The organism is Yoonia rosea, from assembly GCF_900156505.1.
Taxonomy (GTDB): domain Bacteria; phylum Pseudomonadota; class Alphaproteobacteria; order Rhodobacterales; family Rhodobacteraceae; genus Yoonia; species Yoonia rosea.
Genome location: NZ_FTPR01000002.1, coordinates 261,913 through 277,573 on the forward strand (window position 1 = coordinate 261,913; position 15,661 = coordinate 277,573).

General features: G+C 57.7%; 16 protein-coding genes and 1 tRNA gene. 8 read left to right on the forward strand and 9 right to left on the reverse strand.

What is annotated here, in order from left to right:
- Positions 1–14: 14 nt before the first annotated feature.
- The 4 genes from B0B09_RS12515 to B0B09_RS12530 all read right to left on the reverse strand — a co-directional run bounded on the left by B0B09_RS12515 (position 15) and on the right by B0B09_RS12530 (position 3,613).
- Positions 15–638, reverse strand: coding sequence for a nucleoside/nucleotide kinase family protein (locus tag B0B09_RS12515; protein ID WP_076660270.1), 624 nt, complete (start codon positions 636–638; stop codon positions 15–17).
- Positions 622–1,392, reverse strand: a complete 771-nt coding sequence (locus tag B0B09_RS12520) for an ATP-binding cassette domain-containing protein (RefSeq protein WP_055295159.1) — start codon at positions 1,390–1,392, stop codon at positions 622–624. The genes B0B09_RS12515 and B0B09_RS12520 overlap by 17 nt, the downstream gene beginning before the upstream one ends.
- Positions 1,392–2,480, reverse strand: coding sequence for an ABC transporter permease (locus tag B0B09_RS12525; protein ID WP_076660272.1), 1,089 nt, complete (start codon positions 2,478–2,480; stop codon positions 1,392–1,394). Before B0B09_RS12525 ends, B0B09_RS12520 begins: the two co-directional genes overlap by 1 nt.
- Positions 2,481–2,584: 104 nt before the next feature.
- Positions 2,585–3,613: a sugar ABC transporter substrate-binding protein gene (locus B0B09_RS12530; RefSeq protein ID WP_055295161.1), complete on the reverse strand. Its 1,029-nt coding sequence runs from the start codon at positions 3,611–3,613 to the stop codon at positions 2,585–2,587.
- A 138-nt stretch (positions 3,614–3,751) separates the two neighbouring features.
- On the opposite strand from B0B09_RS12530, the gene B0B09_RS12535 reads away from it, so the two are divergent.
- A complete protein-coding gene (locus B0B09_RS12535; RefSeq protein ID WP_076660274.1) occupies positions 3,752–4,951 on the forward strand; it encodes an ROK family transcriptional regulator in 1,200 nt (399 codons plus the stop codon).
- Between the two features lie 65 nt (positions 4,952–5,016).
- On the opposite strand, the gene B0B09_RS12540 is transcribed toward B0B09_RS12535, so the two are convergent.
- Positions 5,017–5,092 (reverse strand) — tRNA-Lys (locus tag B0B09_RS12540).
- Between the two features lie 96 nt (positions 5,093–5,188).
- Between B0B09_RS12540 and dapF the strand changes: the two genes are divergently transcribed.
- From dapF to B0B09_RS12560, 4 genes are read left to right on the forward strand one after another with little or no spacing between them, the layout of a single operon-like run.
- Complete coding sequence (gene dapF / locus B0B09_RS12545; protein ID WP_076660658.1) at positions 5,189–6,004, forward strand: diaminopimelate epimerase; 816 nt, start codon at positions 5,189–5,191, stop codon at positions 6,002–6,004.
- The gene (mtaB, locus tag B0B09_RS12550; protein WP_076660276.1) at positions 6,004–7,263 is read left to right on the forward strand and encodes a tRNA (N(6)-L-threonylcarbamoyladenosine(37)-C(2))-methylthiotransferase MtaB; all 1,260 of its coding nucleotides are present in this window, start codon (positions 6,004–6,006) and stop codon (positions 7,261–7,263) included. The genes dapF and mtaB overlap by 1 nt, the downstream gene beginning before the upstream one ends.
- The gene (locus B0B09_RS12555) at positions 7,260–7,892 is read left to right on the forward strand and encodes a glutathione S-transferase (RefSeq protein ID WP_076660278.1); all 633 of its coding nucleotides are present in this window, start codon (positions 7,260–7,262) and stop codon (positions 7,890–7,892) included. Before mtaB ends, B0B09_RS12555 begins: the two co-directional genes overlap by 4 nt.
- Before the next feature lie 20 nt (positions 7,893–7,912).
- Positions 7,913–8,515, forward strand: a complete 603-nt coding sequence (locus B0B09_RS12560; protein WP_076660280.1) for a glutathione S-transferase — start codon at positions 7,913–7,915, stop codon at positions 8,513–8,515.
- Positions 8,516–8,520: 5 nt separating this feature from the next.
- On the opposite strand, the gene B0B09_RS12565 is transcribed toward B0B09_RS12560, so the two are convergent.
- Positions 8,521–9,165 carry an outer membrane beta-barrel protein gene (locus tag B0B09_RS12565; protein WP_076660283.1) on the reverse strand — a complete coding sequence of 215 codons (645 nt, stop codon included), beginning with the start codon at positions 9,163–9,165 and terminating at the stop codon, positions 8,521–8,523.
- Between the two features lie 416 nt (positions 9,166–9,581).
- On the opposite strand from B0B09_RS12565, the gene petA reads away from it, so the two are divergent.
- From petA to B0B09_RS12580, 3 genes are read left to right on the forward strand one after another with little or no spacing between them, the layout of a single operon-like run.
- Complete coding sequence (gene petA, locus B0B09_RS12570) at positions 9,582–10,142, forward strand: ubiquinol-cytochrome c reductase iron-sulfur subunit (protein WP_076660659.1); 561 nt, start codon at positions 9,582–9,584, stop codon at positions 10,140–10,142.
- Between the two features lie 12 nt (positions 10,143–10,154).
- Entirely contained in the window at positions 10,155–11,504 is a 1,350-nt protein-coding gene (locus tag B0B09_RS12575; protein ID WP_076660285.1) for a cytochrome b, read from the forward strand.
- A 16-nt stretch (positions 11,505–11,520) separates the two neighbouring features.
- Entirely contained in the window at positions 11,521–12,378 is an 858-nt protein-coding gene (locus tag B0B09_RS12580) for a cytochrome c1 (protein ID WP_207552157.1), read from the forward strand.
- A gap of 79 nt (positions 12,379–12,457) precedes the next feature.
- On the opposite strand, the gene B0B09_RS12585 is transcribed toward B0B09_RS12580, so the two are convergent.
- Genes B0B09_RS12585 through thiB form a run of 3 tightly spaced genes read right to left on the reverse strand, consistent with a single transcriptional unit; the run spans position 12,458 to position 15,631 of the window.
- The gene (locus tag B0B09_RS12585; protein WP_076660286.1) at positions 12,458–13,150 is read right to left on the reverse strand and encodes a thiamine ABC transporter ATP-binding protein; all 693 of its coding nucleotides are present in this window, start codon (positions 13,148–13,150) and stop codon (positions 12,458–12,460) included.
- Positions 13,137–14,666 carry a thiamine/thiamine pyrophosphate ABC transporter permease ThiP gene (locus B0B09_RS12590; protein WP_076660288.1) on the reverse strand — a complete coding sequence of 510 codons (1,530 nt, stop codon included), beginning with the start codon at positions 14,664–14,666 and terminating at the stop codon, positions 13,137–13,139. The genes B0B09_RS12585 and B0B09_RS12590 overlap by 14 nt, the downstream gene beginning before the upstream one ends.
- The gene (gene thiB / locus B0B09_RS12595) at positions 14,642–15,631 is read right to left on the reverse strand and encodes a thiamine ABC transporter substrate binding subunit (protein WP_076660661.1); all 990 of its coding nucleotides are present in this window, start codon (positions 15,629–15,631) and stop codon (positions 14,642–14,644) included. Before thiB ends, B0B09_RS12590 begins: the two co-directional genes overlap by 25 nt.
- Positions 15,632–15,661: the final 30 nt, after the last annotated feature.

Consider the following 15,661-nt stretch of genomic DNA (forward strand, 5'->3'; position numbering starts at 1 on the left):
GCGCTCAGCCCGCACTAAAGTACTAATTCGCAGGTACGGCTGTTGGATTGCACATGTTTCGCATTGAGCAAATCGTTTTCGCCAACCTTGAAACGCGCCTCTGTTTCAGAGAATCCTTCATCGAACCAGCGTTGCATCAAACGGCGTTCAAGTTCCACGATTGGTGCGTCTATCCAGATGGAGCTGGTCCAGAATTGCGCCAACTGGTCCCAAGGGGCGCCATCAAGCATGAGGTAATTGCCCTCAAACAGCACATACTCCACATCTTTTGAAAGGACCGCCGCACCGGCAATCGCGATGTCCCGCGACCGGTCAAAGACAGGATACACAATGTCCGCCCCGTCATGTGCAATCCGCTGCACGAGATTGCAAAATCCCGCGCCATCAAAGGTTTCTGGCGCACCTTTCCGCGCCCGCAATCCGCGCGCATCCAAGATTGCGTTATCCAGATGAAATCCGTCCATCGGCACCACCGCAGACGTTTTGCCTTGTGCACCCAAGAGATGGTGCAAGACTGCTGCGACGGTGGATTTCCCCGAACCGGGCGGCCCTGCAATCGCGATCAGTTTGCGCCCGTCAGGCAGGCGCAAAACATGCTCGAGCGCCTGCTTCGCAAGTGTCTCAGGCGGCAATTTCATCGGGCGTCATTGCTCCGGTCATCAACGCGACAGCATCGGACATTGAAACCTCGGATGGCTTTACCACACACAGGCGTTTGCCAAGGCGATGGATATGGATGCGATCCGCGACCTCGAATACATGCGGCATGTTGTGACTGATCAGGATGATCGGAATGCCACGCGCCTTCACGTCCTTGATCAGCTCAAGCACCTTGCGGCTTTCTTTCACGCCCAGGGCAGCCGTCGGTTCATCCAGAATGATCACCTTGGATCCAAACGCGGCGGCACGCGCCACGGCGACACCTTGGCGCTGGCCACCAGACAGTGTTTCAACCGCCTGATTGATATTCTGGATCGTCATCAGGCCCAGTTCCGAAAGCTTTTCGCGGGCGATTTTCTCCATACGGGGCCGGTCAAGCTGGCGCAGCCATTTGCCCATAAACCCCGGTTTGCGCAATTCGCGCCCCATGAACATATTATCCGCAATGGACAGGGCAGGTGACATCGCAAGCGTCTGATAGACGGTCTCGACGCCTTCCTCGCGCGCTTCGGTGGGTGAATTGAACTGCACCTTCCGGCCATCCAGGAACACTTCGCCCTCATCAGGGACCACTGCGCCCGATACGGATTTGATCAGTGATGATTTCCCCGCGCCGTTATCGCCAATCACCGCAAGGATTTCACCCGGGTAGAGATCGAAATCGCAATGGTCCAATGCGGTGACCTTGCCATAGCGTTTGACAAGCCCGCGTCCTTTTAAAACCGGTTCCATTATGCCGATACCCTTCTGATCCATTGGTCCACGGTGACAGCGCCAATGATCAGCGCGCCGATAAGAAGATAGGTCCACTGCGCGTCTGCCCCCGCAAGGCGCAGGCCAAGCGTAAAGACACCCACAATCAGCGCACCAAAGAGCGGCCCAAGGATCGATCCGCGCCCCCCGAAGAGCGAGATGCCACCGATCACAACGGCCGTGATGCTCTCAATATTCAAAAGCTGACCCGATGTCGGGCTGACAGACCCGATCCGGCCAATCAGCGCCCAGCCTGCAATCGCGCAGATGAAACCGGTGACGGCATAGACCGAAATCAGCGTATAGCGGACGTTCACACCAGATAGCTGCGCTGCCTCGGGATCATCACCCACGGCATAGACATGGCGGCCCCAAGCCGTTTGGCTGAGCACATAAGTCAGCACGGCGAAAATAAGGATCATGGCAATCACACCATAGGTAAAGGTAGCGCCGCCGCTGCCATTTGCATCCGCGCCGACTTTGAAAGTCGTACCAAGGAACTGGAGCAAGGGCGCATCAGCCTCGATATCCTGACTGCGGATCGTCTCGTTCGCGGAATAAAGGAAATTGGCCGCCAAGACGATCTGCCACATCCCCAATGTTACAATAAAGGGCGGTAGCTTCATCACCGCAACAAGCCATCCGTTGATCGTGCCGATCAACGTGCCGAACGCAAGGCCGATGACAATCGCGGCCTCAACCGGAATGCCGTAGCGAAAGGTGAACTGCCCCATGATCACGCTCGACAAAACAGCGATTGCGCCGACGCTCAAGTCGATACCTGCCGTGAGGATGATCAGAGATTGCGCAGCCGCGACGATGCCGACGATCTGCACCTGTTGCAAAATCAGCGTCAGTGCGAAGGGCGAAAAGAATGTTGAACCCAAGAGCAACCCGAACACTGCAATTGAAGCGACAAGCACAAACAACGGCACCAGCGCAGGATTGACGTGCAGCAAGTGCTGTAAATTGTGCATGAACCCTTTGCGGTTATCTACGAAGGCGGCAACTGTTTCAGTGCGCTCCGTTTTGACAACAGATTCATAGTTATCGGAATCGTTTGGCATTATGCTCCCCAACGTGGCAACGGCGTGAACGGCGAATTCAGCTTCTTAGAGAAAAGGGCAAACACGTTGCCCTTTTCAAAGTTTAACAAAGACGTGTCAGGGTTTTAACCCCAGCAAAGCTCCATGCCTTCGGCAACCGAGATGCTGTCAACGCCTTCTGCTGGCTGGTCGGTGACCAGAGCAACGCCGGTGTCAAAGAAGTTCTTGCCCGGTGTGTTTTCAGGCAATGTGCCATCGGCTGCATATGCTGCAATCGCTTCGATCCCTTTGGACGCCATCAACAGTGGATACTGCTGCGATGTCGCACCGATCACACCATCAGCGATGTTCTGCACACCCGGGCAGCCACCGTCGACAGACACGATCAGCACGTCGTTTTCACGACCGATAGAACGCAGCGCTTCATAGGCACCAGCTGCGGCCGGTTCATTGATGGTGTAGACAACGTTGATCATCGGATCGACAGCGAGAAGGTTTTCCATCGCACGACGGCCGCCTTCTTCGTTCCCTGCGGTGACGTCGTTGCCAACGATGCGCGGGTCGGTTTCATCGCCCCATCTGTTCGGGTCGCCGAGATCAATACCAAAGCCCTGCAAGAAGCCTTGGTCGCGCAGAACGCCAACAGTTGGCTGGCTGACAGCAAGGTCAAGCATCGCGATTTTCGCGTTTGCGGCTTCATCACCAAGTGTTGCGGCTGCCCACTGGCCGATCAACTCACCCGCAAGGAAGTTGTCGGTCGCGAATGTCGCGTCGGCGGCATCAATCGGATCAAGCGGTGTATCGAGCGCGATAACCAACAGACCTGCTTCACGGGCCTGCGTGACCGCACCAACGATGGATGATGTGTCGGACGCTGTCAGCAGAATACCGGATGCACCGTTTGCAATGCAGGTCTCGATCGCAGCAACCTGTGTTTCGTGGTCACCGTCAACACGCCCTGCAAAAGAGCTCAGCGTCATGCCCGCAGCTTCGGCAGCAGCCTCGGCACCTTCGCGCATCTTCACGAAGAAAGGGTTGGTGTCTGTCTTTGTAATCAAGCAAGCGGATGGTCCGTGTGCGTCGGCAAAAGCTGCGCCACTGCTCGCAATAGCAATTGCACCACCCAAAAGGGCTGTCTTTGTAGATTTAAACATAATGGTCCTCCCATGACCTTTTTAGTCGTTCCCGTGAGACGAGAAACTGAAGCTTTTCCGACAGACTGTCAATAACTAACTTCCAGAGAGTTATTTAATATGCTATTGCTTGGCGAAACCAAAGAATAGTTGGGTGCAATGGACAGAATTCAGGAACCGGACAGGGACGAATCGGACGACGCGACATTTGAGCGCGGCACCAATCAAGGCGGCATGCGCGAACGAAACGAGCGCGTTGTCCTGAGCCTCTTGCGCCGAAATTCCGACATGGCGAAGGCCGATATCGCACGCCGCACAGGTTTGTCAGCCCAGACCGTTGCCCGCCTGATCGGATCGCTTGAGGCCGATGGTCTTATTCTACGCGGCACACCTTCCCGGGGCCGGATCGGGCAACCGTCTGTGCCCCTTTCACTCAACCCCTCGGGTGTTGTCTTTCTGGGCATGAAAGTGGGGCGTCGCTCTGTCGAGATGGTCGCCATTGATTTCCTCGGCCAGATCATCGACCGCGAAAAACAGATCTATGACTACCCTGATTTCGACAAGGTTCTGCAATTTGCCAAAACGTCGTCTAAGTCCCTGCGCGCCCGGCTTCCTGCAAACCTGAAACCGCGGATCGCGGGCTTGGGCATTGCAATGCCCTTCTATCTCTGGAGCTGGCCCGAGCATATCGGCGTTGACGCGGAACGTATGGCCAATTGGGAGTACCGCGATCTGGAGACAGAGATCGCCGAAGCGCTCGGGATGCCTGTCTTCTTGCAGAACGACGGAACCGCGGCCTGTAGCGCCGAGATGGTGTTCGGTGAAAACCCGCTGCCTGCAAATACGCTCTGCTTCTTCATCGCCTTCTTCATTGGCGGTGGTCTGGTGCTGCGCAACACGCTTTACACAGGGTCAACCGGCAATGCCGCAAGTTTCGGGCCCCTGAACATCCCTGACCGCAATGGTGTTTCACGCCCGATGATCGAGCTTGCCTCTTTGGCCACGCTAGAAGAGGCGCTTGTCAAGAATGGTGTCGACGCCCAAAAGATGTGGGTCGACCCTGAAAACTGGGATTTCCCCGAAAACATCGTCGCCGAATGGACCGCGCAATGCGCGCACGCAATTGCACAGGCGATCCAGTCAACGCAGGCGATCGTCGATCTTGAGCTGGTTTTGATTGATGGATGGATGCCCCGCGCGCTCTGCGCGGAGCTGACCGCGCAGACAAAAGCGCATCTTGCGACTTTGGATATGACCGGCATGGACAGACCCGATATTGCAACGGGGACGCGCGGCCCCGATGCCCGCGTTCTCGGCGCAGCGAGCCTGCCGCTCAGCCACCGGTTTCTGGTACAGTAGCGAATGCACGTGGCTTGCGACGCTCTGCCTGCCGCAATCAAATCGTACCCGAGTATCGGAAAAAGTGGTGAGCCGTGATGGGTTCGAACCATCGACCTACTGATTAAAAGTCAGTTGCTCTACCAACTGAGCTAACGGCCCACTGAGGGCGGTATCTAGAAAGCCATGGGGGTATGGTCAACCCCCAAATTCCCCTGACTGCTGGATAACTTGTCTGCCTTGGCATATATCGCCGCCATGACCACGAACGACTCATCATTTTTGCCCTTTATGAAGATGCACGGGCTGGGAAACGACTTTGTTGTCGTGGACGAACGGGGAATCACCCCGCGCGTGGATGCGGCTATCGCTGTGGCAATCGCAGACCGCCATCGCGGCGTTGGGTTTGATCAGCTTGCGGTCCTGTCCGACACGGCCGAAGCCGATGTGGGGCTGACATTCTGGAACAGCGACGGATCACTGGCAGGGGCCTGCGGCAACGCCACGCGCTGTATCGCGCGCTATCTGATGGACCAGTCTGGCGCGACCACGCTGACCTTGCAAACCGAGCGCGGTATCCTGCAGGCGCTGGATGCTGGCGATGGCCTGACGTCGGTCAACATGGGTCACCCCCAGCTGGACTGGCAGGATGTGCCTTTGGCGCATGAAATGGACACGCTTGAACTGCCGATTGACGGCGCACCAACAGCGACCGGCATGGGCAACCCGCATTGCACATTCTTTGTCGCAGACGCCGAGGCTGTTGATCTGGCCGCCCAAGGGGCTGCAATCGAACATCACCCGCTGTATCCGCAACGCACCAATGTGCAATTTGCGAGCATCGTTGGACCAGACCACCTGCGCATGCGTGTCTGGGAACGCGGCGTCGGTGTGACGCTGGCCTCCGGCTCTTCCTCTTGTGCCACAGCTGTCGCTGCCGCACGGCGCGGGCTGACAGGGCGGTCCGTCCGGATTGATCTGGATGGCGGCACCCTGCATATCGACTGGCGTGATGATGGCGTGTGGATGACAGGGCCAACGGCACATGTCTTTGACGGCGTCTGGCGGCTCTGATGGTGAAAACAGCGCCCATATTCTCCAACCACGGTTGCAGGCTCAACGCCTATGAGACCGAGGCGATGAAGGAACTGGCAACAGCGGCAGGCGTGGATAACGCCATCGTGGTGAACACCTGCGCCGTCACGGCAGAGGCCGTGCGCAAAGCACGTCAGGATATCCGCAAGCTCCGCCGCGATCATCCGGGTGCAAAGCTGATTGTCACAGGATGCGCCGCCCAGACAGAACCCGACACTTTCGCCAGAATGGCCGAGGTTGATGTCGTCATCGGCAATACCGAAAAGATGGACCCTGCCACATGGGCGGGCATGGCCCCCGATCTGATCGGGCAGACCGAACCGGTACAGGTTGATGACATCATGTCGGTGACCGAGACCGCAGGCCACCTGATTGACGGTTTCGGCACCCGCAGCCGTGCCTATGTGCAGGTCCAGAACGGGTGTGACCACCGCTGCACGTTCTGCATCATTCCTTATGGCCGCGGCAATTCACGTTCGGTGCCTGCCGGTGTCGTGGTGGATCAGATCAAACGCTTGGTCGATACCGGCTATAACGAGGTTGTTCTGACCGGCGTTGACCTGACCAGTTGGGGCGCCGATCTGCCTGCCACGCCGAAACTGGGCGATCTGGTGATGCGGATCCTCAAACTGGTGCCGGATCTGCCGCGTCTGCGGATCAGCTCGATCGACAGTATCGAAGTGGATGACAACCTCATGCAGGCCATCGCGACCGAACCGCGTTTGATGCCGCATTTGCACCTGTCCTTGCAGCATGGCGACGATATGATCCTGAAACGGATGAAACGCCGCCACTTGCGCGACGATGCCATCGCTTTTTGCCAGGAGGCGCGGAAACTGCGCCCCGACATGACATATGGCGCCGACATCATCGCAGGCTTCCCGACCGAGACGGACGCGATGTTTGCCAATTCTCTGGCGCTTGTCGCAGAATGCGATCTGACATGGCTGCATGTCTTTCCCTACTCCCCGCGCCCCGGCACGCCTGCTGCGAGGATGCCGCAGGTGAATGGCAAGCTGATCAGAACCCGCGCTGCCGCCTTGCGCGCGGCAGGTGAAGCGCAAGTCATGCGGCATTTGGCCGCCCAACAGGGCAAGACCCATCAGGTGCTGATGGAGAATGCGCGGATGGGTCGCACCGCGCAGTTCACTGAAGTGGTGTTCGACACTGACCAGCCCGAAAGCCAGATCGTGCAGGCGCAGATCACCGGATTTGCAGGCACGCAGCTGACCGCATGACAACGCTGCCGATCCTTTGGAGCTTTCGGCGCTGCCCCTACGCGATGCGCGCCCGCCTTGCGATCCAGTCCAGCGGTGTGCAGGTTGCATTGCAGGAAATCCTGCTACGAGAGAAGCCCGCGCCTTTTCTGGCTGCCTCACCCAAAGGCACGGTGCCTGTGGTGCAGGACGGGGACCGCGTGATCGAGGAAAGCCGCGATGTCATGCTCTGGGCATTAGGCCGCAATGACCCCGAGGGCTGGCTTGAAATGCCGCACGAAGGCCACGCCCTGATTGACCGGAATGATGGTCCCTTCAAAAGCGCCTTGGATCACACCAAATACGCCGTCCGCTTTCCCGACCGCAGTGAAGAAGATGAGCGCGCCAAAGCGATGGTATTCCTCGCCGAATTGAACGACCGTCTTGCGCGGTCCCCGTTCCTGATGGGGGATCGTCGCACACTGGCCGATATGGCAATCCTGCCCTTCGTGCGACAATTCGCAAATACAGATCGCGCATGGTTTGATGCGCAAGGCATGGGTCCTTTGACCGCGTGGTTGGATGATTTTCTGGCCTCAGAACGGTTTCGCGCGATCATGACGAAATATCCGCCTTGGCAAGAGGGGCAGGATCAGGTCTTGTTTCCCTGACCTAGATAAGGACCAGCCCCATGCAATTGTTGATTTCTTCCGCATCCCCCTTTGTCCGCAAAGCGCGTGTGCTGATCCGTGAAGCAGGGCTGATGGATACAGTGGACGAGGTGATCGTTTCGACCTCTGCTTTCAACTCGGCGCCAGAGGTCATTGCCGCGAATCCGATGGGGAAAATTCCCGCACTGATCCGCGCCGATGGCCCTGCGATCTATGACAGCCGTGTCATCACGCGCTTTCTGAATGATCTGGCTGGTGCCAACCTTTATCCGCAAAGCAGCATCTGGGAAATTCTCACGCTCGAGGCCACAGCCGACGCGATCATGGATGCAACTGTGTCGATGGCCTATGAAACACGGCTACGCCCTGCGGACCAACAATCGCCTGACTGGATTGAGGCGCAATGGGCCAAAGCCGCCCGTGGCATCGCCGCAATCAATAGCCGCTGGATGAGCCATCTGACCGGCCCGCTCAATATCGGACAGATCGCCGTTGCCTGTGCGCTATCCTATATTGATCTGCGGCATGATGCGCGCGGTTGGCGCAACGGAAACGAAGCGCTGGCACACTGGCATGCAGAATTCAGTACGCGCGACAGCATGGTTGCGACAAAGCCCGAGTAGCAGCGCTAGAAATCGAAGCTGACACCAAAATTGACGGCATTTGTGAAAATGTCCGTCTCGAGCGTGCCGCCACTATCAAGTTCAGCACGGTTGGATGAAAACGTGCCTTTGTATTCGCCAAAAATGGACCATTGGTCGTTGATCGGGATGGCGGCACCGGCAAGCAGCGTCGCGGCGGGACCTGTCACCTGATAACCACTTGTATCGGAACTGCCGTTGACGACCTCGACATGCGGCACGGCGAAACCAATGCCGCCGCCAACATAGGGCGTCACATCGCCAAGTATCTCGGTCCAGCGCCGGTACGCATTTAACGTCAGGGTATTCAGTCCATCAGCGAATTCCAGCACCTCGTAACCGGGTGCTGCGATACCGTTGGCGGGGTAGACCTTGTTGTGCGCGAAATCCAAACCATAGCCGAATGTCGGCGACTGCCAGCGTGTTGCGCGCACCCCGTAGTAGATTGGCGCCTCGGACGAGCGTCCTTCCCAATCCTGGGAAAAGTCATCCGCCCCGATCAATGGATCACGAATCGAGATATCGGACGCTGGCGCAGTCTGTGCGCCGCCATAGATGCTCAACTGCACATCTGCCTTCGCAAGGGCAGGTGCAGTCATGGCACAAAGGCAAAAAGCAAGGGCACGGCGCATAGCAGCTTGTCCGGAATGAGAGGCACCTAACTGGCGTAGAGACCTGCCACAAAGCTGACAATGAATCATGACCACCCTGTGCTGTGTTACCGTCCGCATGTGGCGTCATCGACACAAATAGCCGTATTTTATCGGAAAATCCCGCCATATAAATGCCACAGTTGAGCACAGTCCGGGATAATCGCCGGCAAGCCAGGGCCGCCATGCCGAACAAGGACACAAGTGATTCTTCGTGCATGTTTAACGAAGTCTTCGCTGTTAGCGCATAACAGAACTGCCTTGTGGGCCTGCGCCCGATTGTCCGCTGGACCTTGAAAGGTTTGATAGTTAAACAGCGCTCAAATTGACTGACCGACTTGTCGGTCTATTTTCTCGTGCGGGCATAGAGCCCATCAAAAGAATCGGAGATGCATCCAGTGTCACATGCAGATGATCATCAGGGCACACGCCGCGACTTTCTTTATTACGCAACCGCTGGAGCGGGTGTTGTAGTAACGGGCGCCGCAGTTTGGCCACTGGTAAACCAGATGAACCCTTCCGCCGATGTTTTGGCGCTCGCCTCGATCCGCGTTGATGTCAGCGCGGTCGATCCAGGCACCCAGATCACAGTGCTTTGGCAAGGTAAACCAGTCTTTATCCGGTCCCGTTCCGAAGAGGAAATCGCCGAAGCGCGCGCCGTAGAACTGTCCGATCTGCCGGACCAGAGCGCGGAAAACGCGAACCTTCCTGACGGCACGCCAGCCACTGACGAGAACCGCGCACTGACAGAAGATGGTGTTTGGTTGGTCCAGATGGGTGTGTGTACACACCTTGGCTGTGTGCCGCTGGGCGACGCAGGTGATTTTGGCGGCTGGTTCTGCCCGTGCCACGGATCACACTACGATACATCCGGCCGGATCCGCAAAGGCCCAGCGCCGCGCAACCTGCCCGTTCCTGTCGCGTCCTTCGTGGACGAAACAACAATTCAACTCGGTTAAGGAGAGAAACCCATGGGCGGAATTCCCCACGACCATTACGAACCAAAGACCGGCGGCGAAAAGTGGCTTCACACGCGCCTACCCATCGTTGGTTTGATGTATGACACCCTGATGATCCCCACACCCAAGAACCTGAACTGGATGTGGATCTGGGGTATCGTTCTTGTTTTCACTCTTGTGCTGCAAATCGTGACCGGGATTGTCCTGGTGATGCACTATGTGCCGCACGTCGATATGGCGTTCAACTCGGTTGAGCATATCATGCGCAACGTGAATGGCGGCCATATGATCCGTTACTTCCACATGAACGGCGCGTCGCTGTTCTTTGTTGCCGTTTATGCGCATATCTTTCGTTCGCTCTACTATGGTTCATACAAATCACCGCGCGAAGTGACATGGATCGTTGGAATGCTGATGTATGTACTGATGATGGGCACGGCCTTTATGGGTTACGTGCTGCCATGGGGCCAGATGTCGTTCCACGGCACGGCTGTTATCACCGGTCTCTTCGGTGCGATCCCCTTCATTGGTGAATCGGTACAGGTCTGGCTGCTCGGTACGCCAAACGGATCAATCGGCCAGCCTGCGCTGAACCGCTTTTTCTCGCTGCACTATCTGCTGCCCTTCATTCTGTTGGGTCTGACAATCGTGCACGTCTGGGCGTTCCACACGACTGGCAACAACAATCCGACCGGTGTCGAGGTGCGTCGCACATCGAAAGAGGACGCAGCCAAAGACACCCTGCCATTCTGGCCGTACTTCGTGATCAAGGACCTGTTTGCGCTAGCCATTATTCTGGCCGTGTTCATGGCTGTCGTCGGCTTTATGCCAAACTATCTGGGCCACCCTGACAACTACATCCCTGCGAACCCACTGGTCACACCATCGCACATCGTCCCAGAATGGTACTTCCTGCCGTTCTACGCAATTCTGCGTGCGTTCGACCAAGAGGTCTGGTTGGTCATCGCAGTAAACTGGATCACCTTCGGGATCATCGATGCCAAGTTCTTTGGTGTGATCGCGATGTTTGGTGCAATCGTTGTGATGGCACTGGCACCGTGGCTTGATACCTCGTCTGTCCGCTCGGGCCGCTACCGTCCGATGTTCAAGTGGTGGTTCTGGCTGTTCGCCGTGAACTTCATGCTGCTGATGTGGGTTGGTGCGCGTCCTGCTGAGGGTATCTATCCCTACATCGCGCTCATCGGTTCGACATATTGGTTCGCCTACTTCCTGGTGATCCTGCCGCTCTTGGGCGTGATCGAAAAGCCGAACACACCTCCAGCAACCATCGAAGACGACTTCAATGCGCACTATGCGCCGAAAGGTGACGGCGCCCAGCCTGTTGCCAGCCCGGCCGAGTGAGAAAGGACGAATAGTCATGTTCCGCAAACTATCACTCACTGCAGCAACAGCGCTTGCCCTGACAGCAGGGCAGGTGATGGCCGCAGAAATCGAAACCGAGATCGAGGATTTCGCATTCTCCTTCGAAGGTCCATTCGGCAGCTATGACCAGATGCAGCTTCAGCGTGGCCTTCAGGTCTATACTGAAATCTGCTCCGCCTGCCACGGCCTTGAACTTGTCGCGTTCCGCAACCTGCACGACGAAGGTGGCCCTGGCCTGCCTGAGGACCAGATGCGGGCCTATGCCGAGTTCTACGAGGTCTTCGATCAGTCCTTGTTCGACGGTGAGGGCGACTTCCGCCCTGCTACACCGGCTGACAACTTTCCGGCATCCAGCCTTTCCAACGCACCTGACCTGAGCCTGATGGCAAAAGCGCGTGCGGGTTTCCACGGTCCTTACGGCACCGGCATCAACCAGTTCGTCAAGGGCATGGGCGGCGCGGAATACATTGCGTCCTTGCTCACAGGCTACCATGAAGAGCCCGAGTGCGCACTGGAAGGCGAGCCAATGGACGGCTACTACAACGTGGCTTTTGCTGCTGGTGGCTTCCCTGAAAGCTGCCTTGACGAAAAGGGCAAGCACATGGTGCCTGGTAGCTGGATCTCTATGGCGCCACCGCTCTACGGCGACGATGTCGAATATGCCGACGGCCACTCCACCGAGCTGGAGCACATCGCAGAGGATGTTTCGGCATTCCTGATGTGGACAGCCGAGCCGAAACTAGTTGCGCGCAAGCAGGCTGGTCTGACAGGTGTGTTGTTTCTGACAGTTCTGTCCGTGCTGCTGTACCTGACAAACAAGCGTCTCTGGGCACCACACAAGCACAAAGACTAAGTCAAACAGACCAAACAAACACAAAGGCCCGCCATTTTGGCGGGCCTTTTGCATTCTGTAAGGTGGATCTTGCTCCACCTTACCCCAGATAAGCCCTGAGCGCGGCCGGTGGATCATCAAACAACGCATCGGTCGCAACGGGCGCATGCACCTCACCCGCATCCACGAGCGCCACCATATCCGCAATCCGTTGCGCATCAGCCGGATCATGGGTGACCATCATGACAGTCTTTCCTGCCGCGGCGAGCTTGGATTTCACCAGATCGAGCATTTCATCCTTGAGTGCAGGGCCAAGTGCGGAAAAGGGTTCATCCAGCAAGACGACAGGCCGGTTTGCCACAAGCACGCGCGCCAGCGCCACGCGGCTTTGCTGCCCACCCGACAATGCAGCGGGCTTGCGCAAACCCATGCCCGCCAGCCCAACCTCTGCGAGGGCCGCAGCAACCTGGCTCTTTTCCTCCTCGCGCAACCGCAGGTCCGGCCGCAGCCCTAAACCGACATTTTGCGCCGCAGACAAATGCGGAAACAGATTATTGTCCTGAAAAAGCATGCTGATCGGCCGCTGACCGGGTGCCGCATCCGTCACATCAACATCGTCAATGATGACGCGACCAGTCACAGGCACAAGAAACCCACCCAGACCCACCAAAAGCGTCGACTTGCCCGCACCGGACGGCCCGATCAATGCCACCACTTTGCCGCGCGCGAACACAACATCCGCGCGCAACGAAAACGCGCCTTGCTGCAAAACCAGACTTTCACATCTCAACACGTCCACGCCCCCATCGGTCACAGATCCAGAACAACGCGAAACTCAGCACCACCAGCAACAGCGCAGCACTTGCTGCTGTCTCCATCCGGTATGCACCCATCAGACGATACATCGCCAGCGGCAAGGTTTCTTTCCCTTGCCCCGCGAACAAAGCAATGACCCCCAGATCACCCATCGACAAAGCCGCCGCCAAACCCGCCGCAAACCCCAGTGAACGCCGCAGACGGGGCAGAACAACCCATCTCAGCCACGTCCATCCGCGCATATTCAAGGCCAACCCCAAACGGCCATAGCTTTGGTTGATCTGATCAACAGTCGGAGCAATGGCGCGGAGCGCAAAAGGCAAAGCGAGTGTCGCGTTCACGAACATGGTCACCAGTAGGGCAACATCAGCCGGACGGACAAAGGGAAACACGATCAAGAACGCACCCGTCCCAACGACTAATCCAGACGCCGCGAGCGGCATCACCCCGATCACAGACACCATCACGCCACCACGTAAAGCCAACGCAAGGGCCATCAAGACACAAAGCACCGCCGAGCCGATGGCGACACAGAGCGACCGGAATGCCGCAACCCAGACCGTTGCAGGCATGTCGGCGAAGGCGGGCAGCCCGCGTACCACGATCATCCCCAAAGGCAGCAGCAGAAAAAGTCCTGCCATGACGATCACTGTGTAGTCCAAAACGGGCCGCGGCAAATCCCAACGCTGCACGACACGGTCCATGCCGGCACCGATCGGATCGTTCCCTGTCACCCGCCACGCCAGAGCAGCAGCCAATACACAAAGCCCGAACTGGATGCAGGCCAGCAGCGCTGCCCGCCCTAGATCAAAATCGAACCGGACCGCCTGATAGATCGCAAGTTCAACTGTCGTTGCCCGCGGTCCGCCGCCCATCGTCAGGGCAACCGCAAAACTGGTCAGACAAATCAGAAAGATAACCAGAAACGTACTTGGCACCACTGAACGAAGCATCGGCCATTCGAGTAACCTACCAACCGGCGCATTCAGCGATGCCGCAAGGCGAAACCGCTCGGCGGGGATGGAGAGCCAGCCTTGCAAAATAAACCGCACCGCCAAGGGCATGTTAAAGAACACGTGGGCCAATACCACACCGTGTAAACCGAAAATCGAAACGGGCTGAAACCCCAGCCAGACCAGGCCATCATTCAAAAGACCGCCGCGGCCAAAAATCGCCAGAAGACCAAGCACCGCAACAATGACCGGCAGGAGGAATGGTGCCCCCAGAAGGGTAATCAGCAAATCCCGTCCGTAGAAACCACGCCGTGCCAAAGCCCGCGCGACAGGAATGGCAAGCAGGACACTCAGCAACGCAGACAGAAACGCCTGTACAAGCGTAAACCGGACAGCCGCCCAATCCGCAGGGGCCAGACCGCCCCCCCATTCGGCACGCCAGCCAACAGCGGCCAACGTGCCAAGTGTGAGCACAAGCACCAGCGCCGCAGCTGCGACGCCGGGCCCGCGCGGCGTTACTGGGACAAGGCTGTGCGCCATTCGTCCAAGGCCGCATCACGCATGGCGGCTGCATCTTCCGATGACAACAACAGCGATGTTTCCGGTGTCATCAACGTCTCGAACCCGTCAGGCAGGCCCGCAGCCGGAATGACCGCAGGATACATCCAGTTTGTTGTGGGGATCACGATTTGAAACGCATCCGACACCATGAAAGCGAGGAATTGATCCGCCAGTTCCGGCTGATCGGTGCCTGCGACTTTGCCCGCCACTTCGACCTGCATGTAGTGCCCTTCATCAAAGGCCCATGCGGCCTTGCTGTCGTCTTCCTCAGCAATCAGGTGGTAGGCAGGCGACGTCGTGTAGGACAAAACCGCATCTGCCTGCCCGTCAAGGAACATGCCGTAGGCTTCGGACCAACCCGGCGTCACGGTTATGATGTTGTCGGCCAGATCCGCCCATAGCGTTGCGGCTTCATCGCCGTAAGCGGCCTTCACCCACATCAACAGACCCAGACCGGGGGTGGAAGAGCGGGGGTCCTGAATGACAATCTGGATGTCACTGTCGGCCAAAGCGCGCAGGGATGTCGGCGCTTCCGCACCTGCATTTGCGACGAAAGCGAAATAGCCCCAGTCGAACGGCAGGAAATCCGCGTCATCCCATGCGACAGGCAGATCAAGGTCGGCCACGACGCCATGCGGCGCGAATAGTCCCGTCTCGCGCGCAGCGGCGGTCAGGTTTGTATCCAAACCCAAGACGATATCGGCCTCCGTGCGCGGCCCTTCCAGTTGCAGACGGGCCAGCAAGGATGCCCCATCACCAGCGCCCACAAATTGCAGATCACAGGCGCATTTTGCCTCGAAGGCGGCCTCAATCGCAGGGCCGGGGCCCCATTCGGTGGTAAAGCTGTCATATGTCATGACTTGCAGCACGGGCGTGTCAGCCACTGCGCCTGTGGCACAAAGGGCTAGTCCCGCGACAACTGGCAGATATCTGGTATTCTTCATCGTATCCTCCAAATGCGAAGGGCGGATTGG

Coding starts and splice junctions, on each gene's coding strand:
- B0B09_RS12515 (WP_076660270.1), bottom strand. CDS start 638: ATGAAATTGCCGCCTGAGACACTTGCGAAGCAGGCGCTCGAGCATGTT.
- B0B09_RS12520 (WP_055295159.1), bottom strand. CDS start 1,392: ATGGAACCGGTTTTAAAAGGACGCGGGCTTGTCAAACGCTATGGCAAG.
- B0B09_RS12525 (WP_076660272.1), bottom strand. CDS start 2,480: ATGCCAAACGATTCCGATAACTATGAATCTGTTGTCAAAACGGAGCGC.
- B0B09_RS12530 (WP_055295161.1), bottom strand. CDS start 3,613: ATGTTTAAATCTACAAAGACAGCCCTTTTGGGTGGTGCAATTGCTATT.
- B0B09_RS12535 (WP_076660274.1), top strand. CDS start 3,752: ATGGACAGAATTCAGGAACCGGACAGGGACGAATCGGACGACGCGACA.
- dapF (WP_076660658.1), top strand. CDS start 5,189: ATGACCACGAACGACTCATCATTTTTGCCCTTTATGAAGATGCACGGG.
- mtaB (WP_076660276.1), top strand. CDS start 6,004: ATGGTGAAAACAGCGCCCATATTCTCCAACCACGGTTGCAGGCTCAAC.
- B0B09_RS12555 (WP_076660278.1), top strand. CDS start 7,260: ATGACAACGCTGCCGATCCTTTGGAGCTTTCGGCGCTGCCCCTACGCG.
- B0B09_RS12560 (WP_076660280.1), top strand. CDS start 7,913: ATGCAATTGTTGATTTCTTCCGCATCCCCCTTTGTCCGCAAAGCGCGT.
- B0B09_RS12565 (WP_076660283.1), bottom strand. CDS start 9,165: ATGCGCCGTGCCCTTGCTTTTTGCCTTTGTGCCATGACTGCACCTGCC.
- B0B09_RS12575 (WP_076660285.1), top strand. CDS start 10,155: ATGGGCGGAATTCCCCACGACCATTACGAACCAAAGACCGGCGGCGAA.
- B0B09_RS12580 (WP_207552157.1), top strand. CDS start 11,521: ATGTTCCGCAAACTATCACTCACTGCAGCAACAGCGCTTGCCCTGACA.
- B0B09_RS12590 (WP_076660288.1), bottom strand. CDS start 14,666: ATGGCGCACAGCCTTGTCCCAGTAACGCCGCGCGGGCCCGGCGTCGCA.
- thiB (WP_076660661.1), bottom strand. CDS start 15,631: ATGAAGAATACCAGATATCTGCCAGTTGTCGCGGGACTAGCCCTTTGT.